This is a genomic window from Burkholderia sp. E168m15, from assembly GCF_016586105.1.
Classification (GTDB): domain Bacteria; phylum Pseudomonadota; class Gammaproteobacteria; order Burkholderiales; family Burkholderiaceae; genus Burkholderia; species Burkholderia orbicola.
Map to the genome: position 1 here is coordinate 14,066 of NZ_BCPO01000049.1, position 17,142 is coordinate 31,207.

At 66.6% G+C, this 17,142-nt stretch carries 20 protein-coding genes and 1 pseudogene; 14 read left to right on the forward strand and 7 right to left on the reverse strand.

The features are described 5' to 3' along the window. Positions 1-31: 31 nt before the first annotated feature. The 5 genes from JMF86_RS08210 to JMF86_RS08230 all read left to right on the forward strand — a co-directional run bounded on the left by JMF86_RS08210 (position 32) and on the right by JMF86_RS08230 (position 3,945). The gene (locus JMF86_RS08210) at positions 32-1,111 is read left to right on the forward strand and encodes an ABC transporter ATP-binding protein (protein WP_054927839.1); all 1,080 of its coding nucleotides are present in this window, start codon (positions 32-34) and stop codon (positions 1,109-1,111) included. A gap of 49 nt (positions 1,112-1,160) precedes the next feature. Beyond that, positions 1,161-2,042 (forward strand): ABC transporter permease, encoded by an 882-nt coding sequence (locus JMF86_RS08215; RefSeq protein ID WP_006483578.1) that lies wholly within the window; start codon positions 1,161-1,163, stop codon positions 2,040-2,042. Continuing rightward, entirely contained in the window at positions 2,042-2,965 is a 924-nt protein-coding gene (locus JMF86_RS08220) for an ABC transporter permease (RefSeq protein ID WP_006476007.1), read from the forward strand. The genes JMF86_RS08215 and JMF86_RS08220 overlap by 1 nt, the downstream gene beginning before the upstream one ends. Positions 2,966-3,078: 113 nt before the next feature. Further along, a complete protein-coding gene (locus JMF86_RS08225; protein ID WP_077180213.1) occupies positions 3,079-3,516 on the forward strand; it encodes a hypothetical protein in 438 nt (145 codons plus the stop codon). 216 nt (positions 3,517-3,732) lie between these two features. After that, complete coding sequence (locus tag JMF86_RS08230; protein ID WP_006497261.1) at positions 3,733-3,945, forward strand: hypothetical protein; 213 nt, start codon at positions 3,733-3,735, stop codon at positions 3,943-3,945. A 215-nt stretch (positions 3,946-4,160) separates the two neighbouring features. Here JMF86_RS08230 and JMF86_RS08235 read toward each other — a convergent pair whose 3' ends face one another. Beyond that, positions 4,161-5,126, reverse strand: coding sequence for a D-2-hydroxyacid dehydrogenase (locus JMF86_RS08235; protein ID WP_125380665.1), 966 nt, complete (start codon positions 5,124-5,126; stop codon positions 4,161-4,163). Between the two features lie 259 nt (positions 5,127-5,385). Here JMF86_RS08235 and JMF86_RS08240 point away from each other — a divergent pair, with 259 nt between their 5' ends. From JMF86_RS08240 to JMF86_RS08260, 5 genes are all read left to right on the forward strand, one after another. After that, a complete protein-coding gene (locus tag JMF86_RS08240; RefSeq protein WP_077180226.1) occupies positions 5,386-6,576 on the forward strand; it encodes a CaiB/BaiF CoA-transferase family protein in 1,191 nt (396 codons plus the stop codon). Between the two features lie 21 nt (positions 6,577-6,597). Continuing rightward, positions 6,598-7,560 (forward strand): hydroxymethylglutaryl-CoA lyase, encoded by a 963-nt coding sequence (locus JMF86_RS08245; RefSeq protein ID WP_077180214.1) that lies wholly within the window; start codon positions 6,598-6,600, stop codon positions 7,558-7,560. A 34-nt stretch (positions 7,561-7,594) separates the two neighbouring features. Next, positions 7,595-7,978: a VOC family protein gene (locus tag JMF86_RS08250; protein ID WP_023475950.1), complete on the forward strand. Its 384-nt coding sequence runs from the start codon at positions 7,595-7,597 to the stop codon at positions 7,976-7,978. A gap of 226 nt (positions 7,979-8,204) precedes the next feature. Beyond that, positions 8,205-9,032: an alpha/beta hydrolase gene (locus tag JMF86_RS08255; protein WP_077180216.1), complete on the forward strand. Its 828-nt coding sequence runs from the start codon at positions 8,205-8,207 to the stop codon at positions 9,030-9,032. 95 nt (positions 9,033-9,127) lie between these two features. Further along, complete coding sequence (locus JMF86_RS08260; RefSeq protein ID WP_201316940.1) at positions 9,128-10,021, forward strand: LysR family transcriptional regulator; 894 nt, start codon at positions 9,128-9,130, stop codon at positions 10,019-10,021. Positions 10,022-10,078: 57 nt separating this feature from the next. On the opposite strand, the gene JMF86_RS08265 is transcribed toward JMF86_RS08260, so the two are convergent. Next, complete coding sequence (locus JMF86_RS08265; RefSeq protein WP_201316941.1) at positions 10,079-11,542, reverse strand: MFS transporter; 1,464 nt, start codon at positions 11,540-11,542, stop codon at positions 10,079-10,081. 482 nt (positions 11,543-12,024) lie between these two features. On the opposite strand from JMF86_RS08265, the gene JMF86_RS08270 reads away from it, so the two are divergent. The 3 genes from JMF86_RS08270 (at position 12,025) to JMF86_RS08275 (ending at position 13,088) form a co-directional block, all read left to right on the forward strand. Next, positions 12,025-12,396: a GFA family protein gene (locus tag JMF86_RS08270; protein ID WP_201316942.1), complete on the forward strand. Its 372-nt coding sequence runs from the start codon at positions 12,025-12,027 to the stop codon at positions 12,394-12,396. Next, positions 12,393-12,521: a hypothetical protein gene (locus tag JMF86_RS35270; RefSeq protein WP_256858198.1), complete on the forward strand. Its 129-nt coding sequence runs from the start codon at positions 12,393-12,395 to the stop codon at positions 12,519-12,521. Before JMF86_RS08270 ends, JMF86_RS35270 begins: the two co-directional genes overlap by 4 nt. Positions 12,522-12,632: 111 nt before the next feature. Continuing rightward, a complete protein-coding gene (locus tag JMF86_RS08275) occupies positions 12,633-13,088 on the forward strand; it encodes a MarR family winged helix-turn-helix transcriptional regulator (RefSeq protein WP_201316943.1) in 456 nt (151 codons plus the stop codon). Positions 13,089-13,140: 52 nt separating this feature from the next. Here JMF86_RS08275 and JMF86_RS08280 read toward each other — a convergent pair whose 3' ends face one another. From JMF86_RS08280 to JMF86_RS08295, 4 genes are all read right to left on the reverse strand, one after another. Next, positions 13,141-13,857 carry a GNAT family N-acetyltransferase gene (locus JMF86_RS08280; RefSeq protein WP_069232664.1) on the reverse strand — a complete coding sequence of 239 codons (717 nt, stop codon included), beginning with the start codon at positions 13,855-13,857 and terminating at the stop codon, positions 13,141-13,143. A 168-nt stretch (positions 13,858-14,025) separates the two neighbouring features. Next, positions 14,026-14,355, reverse strand: a complete 330-nt coding sequence (locus JMF86_RS08285; RefSeq protein WP_011545431.1) for a DUF4148 domain-containing protein — start codon at positions 14,353-14,355, stop codon at positions 14,026-14,028. A 63-nt stretch (positions 14,356-14,418) separates the two neighbouring features. Continuing rightward, positions 14,419-14,745, reverse strand: a complete 327-nt coding sequence (locus JMF86_RS08290) for a DUF4148 domain-containing protein (RefSeq protein WP_011694289.1) — start codon at positions 14,743-14,745, stop codon at positions 14,419-14,421. A gap of 65 nt (positions 14,746-14,810) precedes the next feature. Next, positions 14,811-15,230, reverse strand: coding sequence for an organic hydroperoxide resistance protein (locus JMF86_RS08295; protein ID WP_201316944.1), 420 nt, complete (start codon positions 15,228-15,230; stop codon positions 14,811-14,813). Between the two features lie 682 nt (positions 15,231-15,912). On the opposite strand from JMF86_RS08295, the gene JMF86_RS08300 reads away from it, so the two are divergent. Next, positions 15,913-16,926, forward strand: coding sequence for a hypothetical protein (locus tag JMF86_RS08300; RefSeq protein ID WP_011545435.1), 1,014 nt, complete (start codon positions 15,913-15,915; stop codon positions 16,924-16,926). A gap of 40 nt (positions 16,927-16,966) precedes the next feature. Here the strand turns inward: JMF86_RS08300 and JMF86_RS35415 are convergent. Continuing rightward, positions 16,967-17,115: pseudogene (locus JMF86_RS35415) on the reverse strand (ISNCY family transposase); the annotation flags it as partial. Between the last annotated feature and the right edge of the window lie 27 nt (positions 17,116-17,142).

Genomic DNA, 17,142 nt, shown 5'->3' on the forward strand with positions numbered 1-17,142 from the left:
TCGCGGCGCCCGCGTCGACGGAGTTCGTGGAATGAAGCACAGTTTCGAACGGTTGCGGCTCGACGGCGTGTGCCGCAGTTTCACCAATGCGCAAGGCGCGCAGGTCGCCGCGCTGAACGGGCTCGACCTCGAGATCCGGCGCGGCGAATTCATCGCGCTGCTCGGCCCGTCGGGCTGCGGCAAATCGACGGCACTGAATTGCATCGCGGGGTTGCAGCCGCTCACGCGCGGCGGCATCTGGCTCGACGACACGCGCATCGACGTGCTGCCGCCCGAGCGTCGTGGCTTCGGGATGGTGTTCCAGAACTACGCGCTGTTTCCGCACATGTCGGTGCTCGACAACGTCGGCTTCGGCCTCAAGATGCGCGGCGTGGCGAAGCAGGAAACGCGGCGGCGCGCGCAGCAGGCGCTCGAACTCGTGCAGCTCGTCGGTCATGAAGGCAAGCTGCCCGGGCAACTGTCGGGCGGACAGCAGCAGCGCGTCGCGATCGCGCGCGCGATCGTGATCGAGCCGCCGCTCGTGCTGATGGACGAACCGCTGTCGAACCTCGACACCAAACTGCGCATCGAGATGCGCGCGGAAATCCGCCGCATCCACACGCAGCTCGAACGCGCGACGATCTACGTGACGCACGACCAGGACGAGGCGCTGTCGATGGCCGACCGCATCGTCGTGATGAAGGAGGGCGTCGTGCAGCAGGTCGCGTCGCCGAAGGACGTCTATACGCGCCCGCACAACCTGCATGTCGCGCGCTTCATGGGCTATCGCAACGTGCTGCCGTTTACGCTCGAAGGGATGGCCGGCGATTACGTGAACGTCACATCGGGCGGCGTGCGCCTCACCGGCGTACCGATGGCCGGCTTCGACGCGAAGGACGTCGTGGTCGCGCTGCGTCCGGACGACATCGAGCGCGCGGAAGAAGGCGCCGACAATGCGTTCGACGCGACCGTCGAGACGGTCGAGTACGGCGGCCGCGACTCGCTGATTCGCGCGATCACGCCGTTCGGTTCGATCTGGGCCCGCGTGGCCGGCGAGTTCACGCAAGGCGAGCGCTTGCGGCTGCGCGTGGCGCCCACGCGCACGCTCGTCTATGCGGGAGACGCGCAATGAACCGCCCGCGCAACCCGCCACGCGCGGCGGCATCCCGCCCGGAGGCCGCATGAGCACGCTCGCGACCGGCGGCGCGCCGCGCGACGCGAAAGCCTGGCTCGTCACGCCGGCACTCGCGTTCATCGCCGCGCTGTTCATCTATCCGTTCGCGTACGGCCTCGTGCTGTCGTTCCAGCCGACGAACGCGACGAACGGCGGCGGCGCGCTCGCGAACTACGTGCAGTTCTTCACCGACACCGCGATGTGGCCGACCGTGCTCGTCACGCTGAAGCTCGCGGTGCCGGCGACGCTGCTCAACGTCGGCATCGCGGTGCCCGTCGCGTTCGCGCTGCGCCGCAATTCGCCGTACCAGAAGTTCGTCACGACGCTGCTCGTGATTCCGGTCACGCTCGGCACGGTGCTCGTCGCCGACGGGATGCTCACGTATTTCGGGCCGAACGGCTGGTTTCCGCAGGCGCTGCAGGGGCTGCATCTGTACACCGACGAAGTGCGCCTCACGCACAACTACTGGGGCGTACTGCTGTCGCTGATCGTGTCGGGTTTTCCGTTCGCGTTCCTGTTGATGCTGTCGTACATCAGCGGCATCGACCCGACCCTCGCGCGCGCGGCAGCCACCCTCGGCGCGAACCCGTGGCAGCAGTTTCGCCAGATCTACCTGCCGCTGCTCGTGCCGGGGCTCACGATGGCCGCATGCCTGTCGTTCGTGCAGGCGTTCTCGGTGTTTCCGTCGGCCGTGCTGCTCGGCGCGCCGGCCGGCCCGACCCGCGTGATCTCGATCGCGGCGGCCGAAGCCGCGTTCGAAAGCTACGACTATTCGCTCGCGTCGGCGATCGCGATCGTGATGGGCTTCGTGCAGTTGCTGGTGGTCGCGTCGATGCTCGGCGCGCGCCGCTTCTTCTATACCGGCGCGGTGACGGGAGGCAAGGGCTGATGGCGACCGACGATCATGCCGCCCGCACGTGGCCGCCGAAGCACGACGCACCCGATGCGCGGCCCGTCGATGCAAGGAAACCGCACCGGATGAAAAGCAATCTCGCTGGCCGCGCATGGAAGGCGCTCGTCTGGGGGCTGATGGCGTTCTTCCTGCTGAACGTGATGCTGCTGATCGCGACCGTCGCGGTGAACTCGGTCGCGACGCGCTGGTTCGGCACGCCGCTGCCGCAGGGCTTCACGCTGCACTGGTATGCGAAGGCGTGGGACGACTTCCAGCTCGCGAGCGTGCTGTGGGTGACCGTCGAAGTGGTCGGCGCGGTCGTGCTGCTGTCGATCGCGCTCGGCGTGCCGGCCGCGTATGCGCTCGCGCGCGTGCAGTTCCGCGGCAAGCGCTTCGCGCTGCTGGTGTTCCTGCTGCCGCTGATGGTGCCGCCCGTCACGTACGGGATTCCGATGGCGACGGTGATGTACAAGATCGGGCTCGCGGGCACGCTGCCGGGCGTGATCCTCGCGAACCTGGTGCCGGCGCTGCCGTTCGTGATCCTCGTGATGACGCCGTTCATCGAACAGATCGATCCGAACCTCGAAGCGGCCGCGCGCATCTTCGGCGCGAACACGTGGCGCTATTTCCGCTACGTGCTGCTGCCGCTGCTGGTGCCCGGCATGCTCGCGGCCGGGCTGCTCGTGCTGGTGCGCACGATCGGGATGTTCGAGCTGACGTTCTTCACCGCGGGCCCGAGCACGCAGACGCTCGTCGTCGCGCTGTATTACGCGGTGTTCTCGACCGGCGTGCGCGCGCCGCAGTCGATCGACGCGATGGCGATGATCTACATGGCCATCACGCTCGTGTGGGTCGTGATCGCGCTGCAGTTCGTCAGTCCGACGCAGCTCGTGAGCCGCGTGAAGCAGGAACGGCAGTAGGCGAGGGCGGCAACGGACGCGCCAGGCCGCCGTGCAATTGGTTACAAATGGATACCGCGCACGACGCGCGGACGTTGCAGACTACGCGGCGTTCACCCGATCGACAGATATCCATGAAGTTTCACACGTTGCTGATACTCGCCGGGGCTTCGACGCTGCTGGCCGCCTGCAATCTGCTTCACGACGGTCCCGGATCGAGCGACGTCGACGCCGCCGTGCGCCGCGCGCTCGAAGCGGAAAACCACGGCGGGCTGAACGCGCTGTTCGGCCAGCCGTTGCCCGTGTCGGCGGACGTCGTGTCGGCGAAACCCGACGGCGACTGCAAGAAGCTCGGCGATCGCACGTATTCGTGCGACGTCGTGGTCACGTGGCGCAATGCCGATTACTCGCCGTCGCGCGCGAACCTGACCTTCGTGAAGGCGGCCGACGGCGCGTGGCAGACGTCGGGCGTCGACGCGGCGCTCGTGACGGGCACCGCGAAGTCGCTGATCGACCATATCGGCAAGGCCTGGCCGGGCAATGCGGCGAGCGGCGCGTCGGCGCCGGAGTGACGCAGTGGGCCAGTGACGCGCCGGCCACCGGCAAGCCCTCGTTCCGTTCCTCGTGCAGGCGGCCCCATTCGTACGGGCCACGCCGCCCGCTTTTTCGATAAAAGGGCGCAAGCACTTGTCTTATCTCGTTTGACCCCATCCTCGGTATGCGGGCAGGGCTATAGGGAAAACCCTTATCTCAAGGTATAATTCCGGCCATGAGAGAAAGGTCATACCATGCCTGAACGTTTCCAAACCCTTGAAAAATTTGTGTTTTCCCTCGTCGTGATGTCCGCCGTCGTGTGCTCGGCCTTCCTCGCGTACGAGCGTCATCCCGAGATTAAGATCGCGCTGCACGAAGGCGAAGCGCTGATGCGCGAGAGCGCCAAGTACTCGGTCATCTGCTCGCCGTCCAAGGTCGACCCTTGCGTCGAGATGTCCGCATACTGAGCGGCTTGACTGAGCGGCTTTTCCGCCTTTCGGACTTGCCCTACATCACTGCCGGCCTGAATGCCTTAAAGTCGCGTCCACCAGGTATTCAGAAACCGGCCGCAAGATAGGGCGGATGCACGAACCCGTTACGTGCCGAGTCGCTGGCGTAAGCAGCCCCGCATTCAGCCGGCCCCGCTTCGAGCAATCGAGCGGGGCCGTTCTGTTGGTGCGTGTCACACGACGTGCCGCGGTTCACCACCGGCGAACGCGGCGATGTTGTCCACGAGCTGATCGGCCAGCGCCTGCATCGCCTCGTCGCTCGCCCACGCGACGTGCGGCGTCAGGATGAACGCCGGATGCGACAGGATCGCGTGAAACGGATGCGCGGCCGGCAGCGGCTCCTGCGTGACCACGTCGAACCCCGCGCCGGAGATTCGCCCCGACTGCAACGCATCGACGAGCGCGCTTTCGTCCACGAGCCCGCCGCGCGCGGTATTGATCAGCAGCGGCCGGCGCGCCATCCGCGCAAACGCGTGTGCGTCGATCAGGTGCCGCGTGGCCGGCGTGAGCGGGCAGTGCAGCGTGATCACGTCGCTGTCGCGCAGCAGCGTGTCGAGCGGCGCATGACCGTCGCCCGATGTGTCGCCGTGCGCCGCGAACAGCACCCGCATGTCGAGCGCACGCGCGATGGCGGCCACCGCGCGCCCGAGCACGCCGTCGCCGACGATCCCGAGCGTCGAACCGGCCAGGTCGCGAATCGGGTGGTCGAAGAAGCAGAACTGTCCGCTGTCGAGCCAGCGCCCCGCGCGCACCGCGTCGCGATAAGCGACGAGGCTGCGCCGCAGCGCGAAGATCAGCGCGAACGTGTGCTCGGGCACCGTACGCACCGCATAGCCGCGAATATTGCTCACGACGATCCCGCGTGCCGCACAGGTATCGAGATCGACGATGTCCGTGCCGGTCGCGGCGATCGCGATCATCCGCAACGGCCGCGCGGCGGCGAGGGCCGCCGCGTCGAGCCGCACCTTGTTGGTCACGACGATGTCCGCGTCGCGGATGCGCGCCGCGACCTCGTGTGCGGCGGTTCGGTCGAATGTCTGCACTACGTGCGGGAACGGAAACGGCTTCAGCCCGGTCTGCGGCGACAGCGTCGCGCGGTCGAGGAACACGATCTTCGCGGGAGCGGAAACGGAAAACATGGCGGGTCTCGCTGGCAGGCGCCCGGTGGCGCGGAACGGCTTCGATTCTGCCGGCGGCGCGTGCGCCATCGTTTGATCGTTGCGCGAGCGGGCTTTCCCGCAAGGAAAGGCAGAGGCTCGCTACGTGACCGACGCCAGGCTCGCATCGACGGCCGCCTTTCCGTTTCGGAAAGGCGGGTTGACCATCGATCGATTTTCGCCGGGCGCGAACGCCGTCATGATCGCCGTCATCGACAACACGCTTTCATCGGAGACAGTCATGACACGCCCCCTGGACGGCATCCGCGTGCTGGAGCTTGGCCAACTGATCGCCGGGCCGTTCGCGGGCCGGATGCTCGCCGAATTCGGCGCGGACGTCATCAAGGTCGAGCCGCCGGGCGTCGGCGATCCGCTGCGCAAATGGCGGCTGCTGCACGACGGCACGTCGGTCTGGTGGGCCGCGCAGTCGCGCAACAAGACCTCGCTCACGCTCGACCTGCGCACGCCCGAAGGGCAGGACGTCGTACGCCGCCTCGTCGCCGACACCGACGTGCTGATCGAAAACTTCCGACCCGGCACGCTCGAAGGCTGGGGGCTCGGCTGGGACGCACTGTCCGCGATCAATCCGGGGCTCGTGATGCTGCGCGTGTCGGGCTTCGGGCAAACGGGCCCGTATCGCGACCGGCCCGGCTTCGGCGTGATCGCCGAAGCGATGGGCGGCCTGCGCCACCTGACCGGCGAGCCGGGCCGCACGCCGGTGCGCGTCGGCATCTCGCTCGGCGATTCGCTGTCGGCGCTGCATGGCGTGATCGGCGTGCTGCTGGCGTTGCGGCATCGCGAACAGCAGGGCGGCAAGGGGCAGGTCGTCGACGTCGCGCTGTACGAATCGGTGTTCAACATGATGGAAAGCCTGCTGCCCGAATATGCGGCGTTCGGTGCGATACGCGAGCCGGCCGGCAGCAGCCTGCCGGGCATCGCGCCGACCAACGCGTACCGTTGCCGCGACGGCCGGTACGCGCTGATCGCCGGCAACGGCGACAGCATCTTCCGGCGCCTGATGGAACTGATCGGCCGCCCCGATCTGGGCAACGATCCGGCGCTCGCCCACAACGACGGGCGCGTCGCGCAGGTCGCGCGCATCGATGTGGCGATCGGCGAGTGGAGCGCCCGCCACGACCTCGACGACGTACTCGCCGCGCTGAACGACGCGCGCATTCCGTCCGGACGCATCTACGACGTGGCCGACATCGCGGCCGATCCGCACTACCGTGCGCGCGACATGATCGTCGACGCCGCGCTGCCCGACGGCACGCCCGTGCTGGTGCCGGGCATCGTGCCGAAACTCGACGCGACGCCCGGGCGCATCGAGCGACCGGCGCCCGCGCTCGGCGCCGATACCGATGCGGTCCTCGAATCGCTCGGCATCGATGCGGCGACGCGCGACGACTGGCGCACGCGCGGCGTGATCTGACACAACCATCGGGACGAACCCATGAACCGGCATCCGCAACGACTCCATATCCACGAAGTCGCGACCCGCGACGGTTTCCAGAACGAGGCCGCGTTCGTCGACACCGACGACAAGATCGCGCTCGTCGACGCGCTGAGCGCCTGCGGCTACGCGAAGATCGAGGTCACGTCGTTCACGTCGCCGAAGGCGATTCCCGCGCTGCGCGACGCGGAAGCCGTGATGCACGGCATCGTGCGCGCGCCGGGCGTCGTCTATACGGTGCTCGTGCCGAACGTGCGCGGCGCCGAGCGCGCGCTGTCGTGCGGCGTCGACGAGGTGAACCTCGTGATGTCGATGAGCGAGAGCCACAACCGCGCGAACCTGCAGATGACGCGCGAGCAGTCGTTCGCGCAGTTGCGCGACGTGATCGACACGGTGCGCGGCACGGGTGTCGCGATCAACGTGTCGCTGTCGACCGCGATGGGCTGCCCGATGGAAGGCGACGTGTCGGCAGAAACGGTGCTCGCGTGGATGCAGCGCTTCGCGGATCTCGGCGTGCACGGCTTCACGCTGTGCGACACGACCGGCATGGCGTTTCCGTCGCAGGTGCGCGATCTGTCGCGCCGCGCTCGCGAGCGCTTCGGCGCGCTGCAGCTCACGCTGCACTTCCACAACACGCGCGGGATGGCGCTCGCGAACACGCTCGCGGCGCTCGACGCCGGCATCGACCGCTTCGACGCGTCGCTCGGCGGGCTCGGCGGCTGCCCGTACGCGCCGGGCGCGACCGGCAACGCGTGCACCGAGGAACTGGTGCACATGCTCGAGCTCGACGGCTACGATACGGGCATCGATCTTGCGGCCGTGCTCGCCGCGTCGGCGCGGCTGCCTGCGCTGATCGGGCACGACGTGCCGAGCCAGATCCTGAAGGCCGGGCGCCGCTCCGACCTTCATCCGCCGCCGCGCGCCGACGCCGGCGACATGCCCGCGCAACGCGCTTTCTCGTGAATCGTGAACCCCAACAGGAACAGGAGGGAATTCCATGACGCTGATCGACCATCTCGATCATCTCGTGCTGACCTGCGTCGATCCGGAACGGACGAAGCATTTCTACACCGAGGTGCTGCAGATGCAACTCGAAACCTTCGGCGCGGGCCGGCTCGCGTTCCGTTTCGGGAACCAGAAGATCAACCTCCACGTGCGCGGCGCGGAATTCGAGCCGAAAGCGCATGTGCCGGTACCGGGCGCGCTCGACCTGTGCTTCATCGCGTCGGTTCCGCTCGACGACGTGATCGCGCACCTGCGGCGCGTCGACTGGCCGATCGTGGAAGGGCCCGTCGAACGCACGGGCGCGACACAGAAGATTCGTTCGGTCTACGTGCGCGATCCCGACCTGAACCTGATCGAAATCTCCGAGCTGATCTGACGTGCCGGGTGCGGCCGCCTGCACGAGCACCCGCACGCTGCGCGCCCGGCGCCACAGTCCTTCGCCGAAAGCGGACAGGCACGCGCCGCGCCCGCCGATTCCGGATAGCCGTGCGCGGCCGCGCCGCGGATAATGGCGCAACGGCGTCGGCCCGGCCGCCGCCTTCGTCGCGCGCACGGCGCCAACCTGCCGCGCGCATCCGCAACCCGATCCGGGCGATTCCCCAATGACGATCCTCTATCGCGGCATGGACCGCGCGGCGCTCGACGCCGCGTACCTGAACACGAAGGCTGTTCCCGATTTCCCCGCGTTGCTCGCGTCATGCCAGGCGCGCAGCGCAGCGCTGTATGCCGCGACGCCCGGCCGCCGCGACCTGCGCTACGGCGCGCAACCCGCGCAGCGCTTCGACTGGCTGCCGTGCGGGCAGCCCGACGCGCCGCTGTTCGTGTTCATCCACGGCGGCTACTGGCAGCACTGCACGAAAGAGGATTTCGCGTATGCGGCGAGCGGGCCGCTCGCGCGCGGCTACGACGTCGTGCTCGCCGAATACACGCTCGCGCCGGTTGCGACGATGACCGATATCGTCGGCGAGATCGGCGCGCTGCTCGACCATCTCGCGGCCGACCGCGACGGCCTTGGTATCGCGGGGCGGCCGATTCACCTGAGCGGCCATTCGGCGGGCGGCCACCTGACGGCGCTGCATCGCGCGCATCCGGCCGTCGCATCGGCGCTTGCGATCAGCCCGCTCGTCGATCTCGAACCGATCGCGCTGTGCTGCCTGAACGACAAACTGCAGCTCACCGCACACGAGGTCGACGCATACAGTCCGCTGCATCACATCGAGCCCGGCGCCCCGACCGTCGTGGCGGTCGGCGATGCGGAACTGCCCGAACTCATCCGGCAGGCAGACGAATACGCAACCGCGTGCGAAGCCGCCGGCGAGCGAATCGCCCGCACGTGGCTGCCCGGCATGCAGCACTTCGCGGTGCTCGACGATCTCGCGACGCCCGACGGCGCGATGCTCGCCGCATTGCATGCGATCGCGCCGCGCTAGCCATCCCATATCGCACACGCACGGCCGGGCGTATGATCGGCGTCAGACCGGCACGATGACGACGTACGCTCACACGGCCCTCCAGGACCCCCGACATGGTGAACCCGCTTCATTTCGATCTGCAGTCGCTGCGCGTGTTCGCGCTCGTCGCCGAGCACGGCAGCCTGACGAAGGCGGCCGAACACGGCCAGCTCACGCTGTCCGCAGTCAGCAAACGCATCGCCGAACTCGAAAGCGTGACCGGCAGCGCACTGTTCGTCCGGCATGCGCGCGGCGTCGAGCTGACGCCCGCGGGCCGCGCACTGCTCGATCATGCGGCGAAGGTGATCGAGCAGGTCAACCGGATGGCGCACGAGATGAGCGACTACGTCGCCGGCGTGCGCGGCCATATCCACGTCTGGACCAACACGTCCGCGATCGTCCAGTTCCTGCCCGCCGATCTCGCCGCGTTCCTCACCGACAACCCCGGCATCAAGGTCAGCCTCGAGGAGCGGCTGAGTCACGAGATCGTCGACGCGCTCGCGTCGGGCAAGGCCGATCTCGGCGTATTCGCCGACAACGTGCCGGCGCCCGGCATCGAACGACGGCTGTACCGGCGCGACGAGCTCGTGCTGCTCGTGCCGCGCACGCACCGGTTCGCCGCGCGCGAGCGCATCCGCTTCGCGGATACGCTCGACGAGGACTACGTGGGCTTGAGCGACGGCAGCTCGCTGCTCGCGCGGATGACCGACGCCGCGTTCGCGGCCGAGCGCTCGCTGAAGCTGCGAATCCAGGTATCGAATTTCGATGGCGTGAGCCGGATGATCGAGGCGGGGCTCGGCGTCGGCGTGCTGCCGCGCGATGCGGTGACCGGCGAGCGTGCGGCGCGGCTCGGTGTCGTGAAACTCGACGACGCGTGGGCGACGCGCACGCTGTGGGTCGGCGTGAAGGCGGGTAGCGTGCTGACGACCGACGTCGCGAAGCTGTTCGATTTCATGTCGGCGCGGTGAATGCGAGGCAACGCGACGCACGGGTGCGGCTCCGTGCGCCCCGTGCCGATCGCCGCGTCAAACCGGATTGATCTCGTCCTGACTGCGCCGCGTGGTCAGCGGCCCGAGCACGCGCAGCGTGACGGCGACGATGCCGAGTGCGACCGAGATCACGCCGAACATCGCGCCCGCGCCGTAGTGGCCGAGCACCGGCAGCAACACGAACGGCAGCGCGCCGCTCACGATCCGCGACAGCGCATAGGTACTGCCGATCGCCGTCGAGCGCACGCGCGCCGGGAAAATCTCGGCCTGATACACGTGATACGCGTTGCTGAACACGTTCGACGCACAGGTCGTCAGGAACCCGAAGCCGACGATCAGCATCGTATTGCCCGAATACGCGAAGCACAGCCCGAACACCGCGATCGACAGGATCGACACGATCACGAGCGTGCGGCGCTCGATCCAGTTGAGCAGCGGAATCGACAGCAGCGAGCCGATCGGATAGCCGATGAACGACAGCGCAATGAACAGCGTACTGTCCGTCACGTCGAAGCCGCGGCTTTTCACGACCGTGCCGGCCAGCGTGCCGAACCCGTAGTAGCCGAAGCCCTGCAACAGGTGAAAGATCGCCAGCATCACGTAGCGCGCGCCGTACGGTTGGCGGCGCAGCAGCGCGATGCGCTCGCCGAGCCCCAGCGGCCGCTGCGGCTCGACCGGTTCCGCGAAGTGTTCGGGCACACGCACGCCGGCGCTTTCCGCGAATCGCCGCAGCGCCGCGTGCGCATCGGCCGTGCGGCCTTGCGCGAGCAGCCAGCGCGGGCTTTCCGGCAGCCGGTGCTGGACGAGCAGCACGTACACGGCGCCGAGACTGCCGATCGCGAGGATGATGCGCCAGCCGGCGACGCCCGCCACCTGCAACGGATTCAGCCACAGCGCGAGAAAGCCGACGAGCGGCACCGCGACATACGAAGTCGTGTAGGCCCACGCGGCGAGCCGCCCGCGCTTGTCCTTCGGCAGGATTTCGGACAGGAAGCTGTCGGCGACCGGATAGATCGCGCCGACGCCGATGCCCGTCAGGAACCGGCATGCCACGAGCATGTCGGCGTTCACGGAAAACGCACCGACCAGCGAGAACGCGCTGTACCACCCGAGCGTGAGCAGGAACGCCTTGCGCCGGCCGATGCGGTCGGCCAGGCTGCCGAGGCACATCGCGCCGACGAACATGCCGATGAACGCCGACGCCAGCAATAGCTTGAAATCGGCGCTTTGCCGGCTCAGCCCGTATTCGTGCTGCAACGCGGAGCCGATCGTACTGACGAGAAAAATCTCGTACATGTCGAAGAACAGCCCGACGCCGATCACCCAGACGACGAATCGATGCAATGCGCCGACCGGCAGATCGTCCATGAAATCGCCGAGCGTGACGCGGCGGCCGGGAAGGGCTGCCGCATCGGCGCCGGTGCCTGCTGAAGCGGCCGGCGGCCGGGCGGATTCAGGGCCGCCGGCATGGCCGCCTAGGTCGAGGGATTGGCTGTTCATCGTGTCTCCTGATTATCGATATGCCGTGGCGCTGGGCCTGGCGTTCGCGACCGGTGTAACGCGCCGGCCACGCGACGCGACGGCAGGCATCGCCGGGCGCGTGCAAGCGCCGCCCGTGCGGGCTGCGCCGATCGTCCGATACATGGTGGGCAAATCGGCGGCACGTGATAATTGCGGATGTTTCAAGCGTCCTTTCCTGGGCAGAAAGGGTAGAGGCCGCGCGGCAGCGCGTAGTCGCCCGACAGGCCGGTGCAGCCTGCGTGGCGGAGGGGCGTATCGAAAACGATGCGCATCCGCGCCATCCCGCGGGGCGGGAAAACCATGACCCCTGCTGTGTGGGCGCCGACGCAACCGTCGCCTGCAGATCGCGCGCGCCGCGGATGTGCAATGTCCTGTATCTGCGCCGAGCGCGGATACAGTGCGATACAACGCCCGCGCGCGGGTTCGCTATAAAGCAGGCATGACCTCTTTCGGAGCCCGTCATGTCTGCCACCTGGTTCAAAGGGTCCTGCCATTGCGGGGCCGTCAAATTCGAAGTCATCGCGGCCATTGCACCGGCCGTCCGCTGCAACTGCAGCCTGTGCCGCCGGCGCGGCGCGCTGATGAGCCCGATGTTCGCCGCCGCCAACCTGACGATCGTCGAAGGCGAGGACGCGCTGACGTGCTATCGCTTCAACACCCACACCGCACGCCACTATTTCTGCAGCCGGTGCGGCGTCTATCCGTTCCACCAGACCCGCAAGGAACCGGCATGCTGGCGCGTCAATCTGGGTTGCCTCGACGGCGTCGATCCGACCGCGCTCGACGCGACGGTCCTCGATGGCGCGAGCCTTTCGGTCGTGGAGGACGCATGAAGCGCTGGCTGATGATCCTGCTGTTTGCCGCCGGCGGGCTCGCGACCGAAATCGCGCATCCGGTGCAGTGCACGTTGCTGTCGATCAGCCGTCAGCCAACTGGCAAGCGCCGCAAGCCGGGCTGAACGAGCACGGCGCGCGTCAGCCGATCGACACCGATTATCATGCTTCCGATAAGATCGCATGCGATATATAATGCGGTTGTCTGCGACCGTTCGCGTCGCTGGAGGAAGTCCATGAAACCGACCGAAACCCCGTCGCACGTCGCACCGAAGCTGTCCGAGTTCCTGTGCTTTGCGATCTACTCGGCGAACCTCGCGTTCGGCAAGGCATACAAGCCGATCCTCGACGAGCTCGGCCTCACGTATACGCAGTACATCACGATCATTGCGCTGTGGGAGCAGGACAACCAGACCGTCGGCCAGCTCGGCGAGAAGCTGTTTCTCGAATCCAATACGCTGACGCCGATCCTGAAGAAGCTCGAGGCAATGGGCTACCTGGAGCGGCACCGCGATCCGTCCGACGAACGCCAGGTGCTCGTCAGCCTGACGAAAAGCGGCCGACGCGTGCGCGAGAAGGGGCTCGACATGAACCTGGTCGAAGCCACCGGGCTGAAACCGGACGAGTTCGCCAAGGTACAGAAGGCGATCGTCACGCTGCGCGGCAACCTGATCCGGTCGACCGAAGCCTGAAAGCACTCAGGCACGACAAGCGGCCGACGCGGAAATCGCGCCGGCCGCATTGTCATGCGTGCGCATCGCCCAGCACCAGCAGGTGCATCTCGCGACGGACCACGAAACCGAGTGCGAGATAACGTTCGATCGCCACCCGGTTCGTCGTGAGGACGTGCAGGAACGGCGTTTCCGCACGCGCGCCGATCGTCGCGATCAACGACCGGATCAGCCGCGCGGCAAGCCCTTGCCGGCGAAACGCGGCATCCACGCAGACGGCGCTGATCTCGGTATAGCCGTCGACCTGCATCCGCTGGCCGGCCATCGCGGCCAGCCGGCCTTCACTGCGCACGCCGATGTAGTGGCCAAGCTCGAACGTGCGCGGGCCGAACGGGCCCGGCTGCGCGGCGGCGGTCAGCGCGAGCATGTCAGGCACGTCGGCTTCGCCGAGCGGAACAGGCTCCGTTTCGTGCGTCGGATCGAACGCACCTTGCCAGGTCATTTGAAGCAACGTCGCTCGCCGAATCACCGACAAAGCTGCCGGCGGCTCGATCTCGTCCGGCGTGACGAGCGCCGCCGGGCCATGTGCGGCGATCAGCCCGCACAGCGCGTCGAACGACGCCGGGCTCGTGTCGTCGATCGCGGCAAATGGCGCGATGGCCGTCGGGAACCGCAGCGCACGACCATCGCCGAGCGCAAAGCGGCGCTGCCTGCCCGTGAGCGCATTCCAGACGACCCGGTCGAGCACGTGCGCATCGGTTGTCGCGTTTCCGGTCATGGCGTCCGGCATCGGCGGCTCCTTGGTGGAAGGTGGGTGCCGCACAGAATAATCCCGGATGGGGGCGGGCGGATAGCACCGCGAACGCAGACCCGGGCAACACCAATAGAAAAGCGCACGCGATTACATCGTATGCGCTTTATATGGCGGACCTCAGCGGCCGAATTCGCCGTGCCGCGCTCAATGCCCGAAATAAATCGAGCGCTCGGCGGTGCGCAGCGTGTTTCGGCTGCCGGACTGCGCGGCACCGCCGGCATCGCTGCCGTAATCGGCTGCCTGCGTATCGGCCGCGACGGCGCCGTCGTCGCGAATCCGTTTCAGCGCCGCCTGGATATTGGCCGGATAGTTCGGATCGTTGGGGCGGTTCGGCTGGTAGCCGGCTTGCTGCAACGCGGCCAGTTCCGCACGCACCTGCGCACGTGTGACGGTGCTTTCGCCGGCAAAAACCGGTGCGGCGACGGAGGCCGACACGGCAATGAGAAGGGCGGCAATCAGTTGGGTCTTCATCATTCACCTCGACAAAATAGGATCAGGAATAAACGGGGATCAGGGTTCACGTACCGGGCGTGGTGCTCAGTGACCGAAGTACACCGAGCGCTCGACCACGCTTGCGACATACCGGCGGCCGGATTGCGTCGCGGTGTCGCCGTTGCCGCCGTAGCCGGAAGCCGGTGCGTTGGCCGCGACGGCGTCGTCGGCGTGGATCTGCGTCAACGCGGCCTGCAGATCGTTGGGGTAGGTAGCGTCCGTCGCGCGGTTCAGCGGATAGCCGACGTGTTGAAGCTGCGCGAGTTCGGCGCGCACCTGCGCACGCGTCACGGTGGCTTCATTGGCAAACGCGGGAGCGGCAACGGCAGCCGAAACAGCGACGAACAGGGCAGCGATCAATTGGGTTTTCATGTTTCACCTCGATGGAAAAGGAATCGGGAATTCGAGCGGGGGCGCTCAGCCGCCCGGTGCAACGTTCAGGCGATCCGGATCTCGACGTCGATGTTGCCGCGCGTCGCCTTCGAATACGGGCAAGTCTGGTGCGCGGCGTCGACGATGCGTTGCGCGACGTCGCGCTCGAGCTCCGGCACGCTCACGTACAGCCGGGCTTGCAGGAAGTACGCGTTGCCCGCCGTGCCGAGGTCCACTTCGGCGTCGACCGCGAGATCGGCCGGCAGCGTCACCTTCGCGGCACGCGCCGCAAGCTGCATCGCGCCGATGAAGCAGGCCGACCAGCCGGCCGCGAACAGCTGTTCCGGGTTGGTGCCGGTGCCCGCGCTTCCCGGCGACGACAACTGGATGTCGAGGCGGCCATCGGAACTGCGCGCGGCGCCGTCGCGGCCGCCGGAAGTCGTATGCGTCTTGCCCGTGTACAGCACTTTGTCGATCTTGCTCATCATTTACTCCGTCGGTTGAGGTTTGTTTCAGATGCGATTCGATCGCATGCGACGCAGTTTCCGCCTCACGACCACCTGAGTCAAGCGTATTCGATTAAATCGCATACGATATTTTGTATTTCAATGTATCTGGATCGTGTCGTGCCTTGCAGGGCAGGGCTTTCAGACGATCCCGACCTGATTAATCCCGTTGTCGCTGGCCCGACGATGCCGTCTCGCCGATGGGGGTTCAGATGCTTGGCGCGGTGCTCGCCGCGCTGGAGCCGGATACGCCGTCGTTGCGTCCGCTGTTCGGCCAAGCGGAGCCCGACGTTGCGTCCAGGCGCCTCGACGCGCCGCGCCGCGCCGCGCCGCGCGAAGATCGAAGCATGGCGCGATCTCACCGAGGGAGCCGATTTTCTGGTGATTTGATGGCCTGAACCTTCTGCCTCGGAACATGCAGTTCGATCAAACGATACCGCTATTCGGATAATTTTTCTTATCATAATAGGTTCATTGGAAATCCAAACTGGCGTCCATTGAAACGCGCCCGACCCGACGCACTCTTATGCCCTGATACCGAACATGCTCGCCATCAGGGCAGGGGAATTGCCGTAAACGCGTGTTCGACGCCTGCTGTCCGCCGCCTATAATCGTTAGCAACTTTTCCCGGAAAACGCGCTTACCAAGGTGAGGGGGCCAAATGGGAGAGTGCCGTTACATCTGTTCGCGCTTCGTCCTCACAAGCTCGATCGCCGGCCTGACAATGCTGACGTGCCCGGTACACGCGCACGCCGAGGATGGACCGTCGAGTAGTTCGCCGAGCGGGCTGAAATCGGAGAGAACGCTCAACGCCTATGCGGTGTATGGCGACGGACGAGCGACCGAGGGTGGCGATATGCATTGGCGTGCGTACGAAGTCGGCTTCGGTGACGTCTTGAACGATTACCTGTCGGTCTACCTCGCGTACATGAACGAAGGGCATCCGTTGAATCACCATCGTGACGGTTTTGCCGCCCTGGGTTCGTTTCGTTGGCCGGTCGGCAGTCGCCTGGCGCTCGAATTTTCGGCGGGCCCGTACTTCAGCATGGACACGACCCATGTCGACGGCCAGCCACGCAATGACAAGCGCTGGGGCGTGCGCGCGTCGGCAGCGGTGCGGTATTACGTCGTTCCCAAGCGCTTCTTTCTCAAGGTGCAGTACAACCACGTCCAGATGATCGGCGGATTCAATTCCGACGCGGTGCTCTTCGGCGTCGGCTCGGATTTCGGCGGCGATCCTGGCCCTGCGTTTTCGGACGGCAAGACGCAGATCGGCGTTTGGGCCGGGACGTCGCAGACGAACCGTCCTCAAGTGCCGATCGAAAGGGGATACATGGTCGAAGTCAAGCGGCCGCTCGGCAATGCGTGGGCCTATTCGGCGAGCTTCGTCTACGAAGGCAACAATGGCGTGGCCGGCCGACGCGGCGTGGCCGCGCAATTCTGGTACGTCGCGCCGATCAAGAGCAAATGGACGCTGTCGGCGGGCGTCGGTCCGTATCTCTCGCGGGATCGGAACGACGGCTCGGGCAGGACGCGACTCAATGCGTTGCTCAGCGCGCAAGTGGCCTATCAGGTGACGAACGATTGGGCGGCGAGCCTGCGCTTCAATCGTGTCGCAACCGGCAACGACAAGGACCAGGACATGTTCATGGTTGGCGTGGCGCGAAACTTCTAGGCGCTCGATCTTCTACGTCCGCGCATTCTGTTGAACAAAACTGGCTGGACCGCGCCCGTAACCGGGCGACCAACCGGCGCATCTGTCGTGTCGTCAATCTGGTTTGAGCTTGCCGTCGGCTACGTCCTGAATGACCTTGAGTCGATCCAGCTCGCGCATCGTCATCGTGATCCGCTCCGTTGCAGCCATCGCAGCCTCCGGCGCCGGGAAACCGGC

Coding starts and splice junctions, on each gene's coding strand:
- JMF86_RS08295 (WP_201316944.1), bottom strand. CDS start 15,230: ATGAGCAAGATCGACAAAGTGCTGTACACGGGCAAGACGCATACGACT.
- JMF86_RS08245 (WP_077180214.1), top strand. CDS start 6,598: ATGAACCGGCATCCGCAACGACTCCATATCCACGAAGTCGCGACCCGC.
- JMF86_RS08220 (WP_006476007.1), top strand. CDS start 2,042: ATGGCGACCGACGATCATGCCGCCCGCACGTGGCCGCCGAAGCACGAC.
- JMF86_RS35270 (WP_256858198.1), top strand. CDS start 12,393: ATGAAGCGCTGGCTGATGATCCTGCTGTTTGCCGCCGGCGGGCTCGCG.
- JMF86_RS08255 (WP_077180216.1), top strand. CDS start 8,205: ATGACGATCCTCTATCGCGGCATGGACCGCGCGGCGCTCGACGCCGCG.
- JMF86_RS08280 (WP_069232664.1), bottom strand. CDS start 13,857: ATGCCGGACGCCATGACCGGAAACGCGACAACCGATGCGCACGTGCTC.
- JMF86_RS08235 (WP_125380665.1), bottom strand. CDS start 5,126: ATGTTTTCCGTTTCCGCTCCCGCGAAGATCGTGTTCCTCGACCGCGCG.
- JMF86_RS08240 (WP_077180226.1), top strand. CDS start 5,386: ATGACACGCCCCCTGGACGGCATCCGCGTGCTGGAGCTTGGCCAACTG.
- JMF86_RS08270 (WP_201316942.1), top strand. CDS start 12,025: ATGTCTGCCACCTGGTTCAAAGGGTCCTGCCATTGCGGGGCCGTCAAA.
- JMF86_RS08300 (WP_011545435.1), top strand. CDS start 15,913: ATGGGAGAGTGCCGTTACATCTGTTCGCGCTTCGTCCTCACAAGCTCG.
- JMF86_RS08290 (WP_011694289.1), bottom strand. CDS start 14,745: ATGAAAACCCAATTGATCGCTGCCCTGTTCGTCGCTGTTTCGGCTGCC.
- JMF86_RS08260 (WP_201316940.1), top strand. CDS start 9,128: ATGGTGAACCCGCTTCATTTCGATCTGCAGTCGCTGCGCGTGTTCGCG.
- JMF86_RS08215 (WP_006483578.1), top strand. CDS start 1,161: ATGAGCACGCTCGCGACCGGCGGCGCGCCGCGCGACGCGAAAGCCTGG.
- JMF86_RS08265 (WP_201316941.1), bottom strand. CDS start 11,542: ATGAACAGCCAATCCCTCGACCTAGGCGGCCATGCCGGCGGCCCTGAA.
- JMF86_RS08210 (WP_054927839.1), top strand. CDS start 32: ATGAAGCACAGTTTCGAACGGTTGCGGCTCGACGGCGTGTGCCGCAGT.
- JMF86_RS08230 (WP_006497261.1), top strand. CDS start 3,733: ATGCCTGAACGTTTCCAAACCCTTGAAAAATTTGTGTTTTCCCTCGTC.
- JMF86_RS08225 (WP_077180213.1), top strand. CDS start 3,079: ATGAAGTTTCACACGTTGCTGATACTCGCCGGGGCTTCGACGCTGCTG.
- JMF86_RS08275 (WP_201316943.1), top strand. CDS start 12,633: ATGAAACCGACCGAAACCCCGTCGCACGTCGCACCGAAGCTGTCCGAG.
- JMF86_RS08250 (WP_023475950.1), top strand. CDS start 7,595: ATGACGCTGATCGACCATCTCGATCATCTCGTGCTGACCTGCGTCGAT.
- JMF86_RS08285 (WP_011545431.1), bottom strand. CDS start 14,355: ATGATGAAGACCCAACTGATTGCCGCCCTTCTCATTGCCGTGTCGGCC.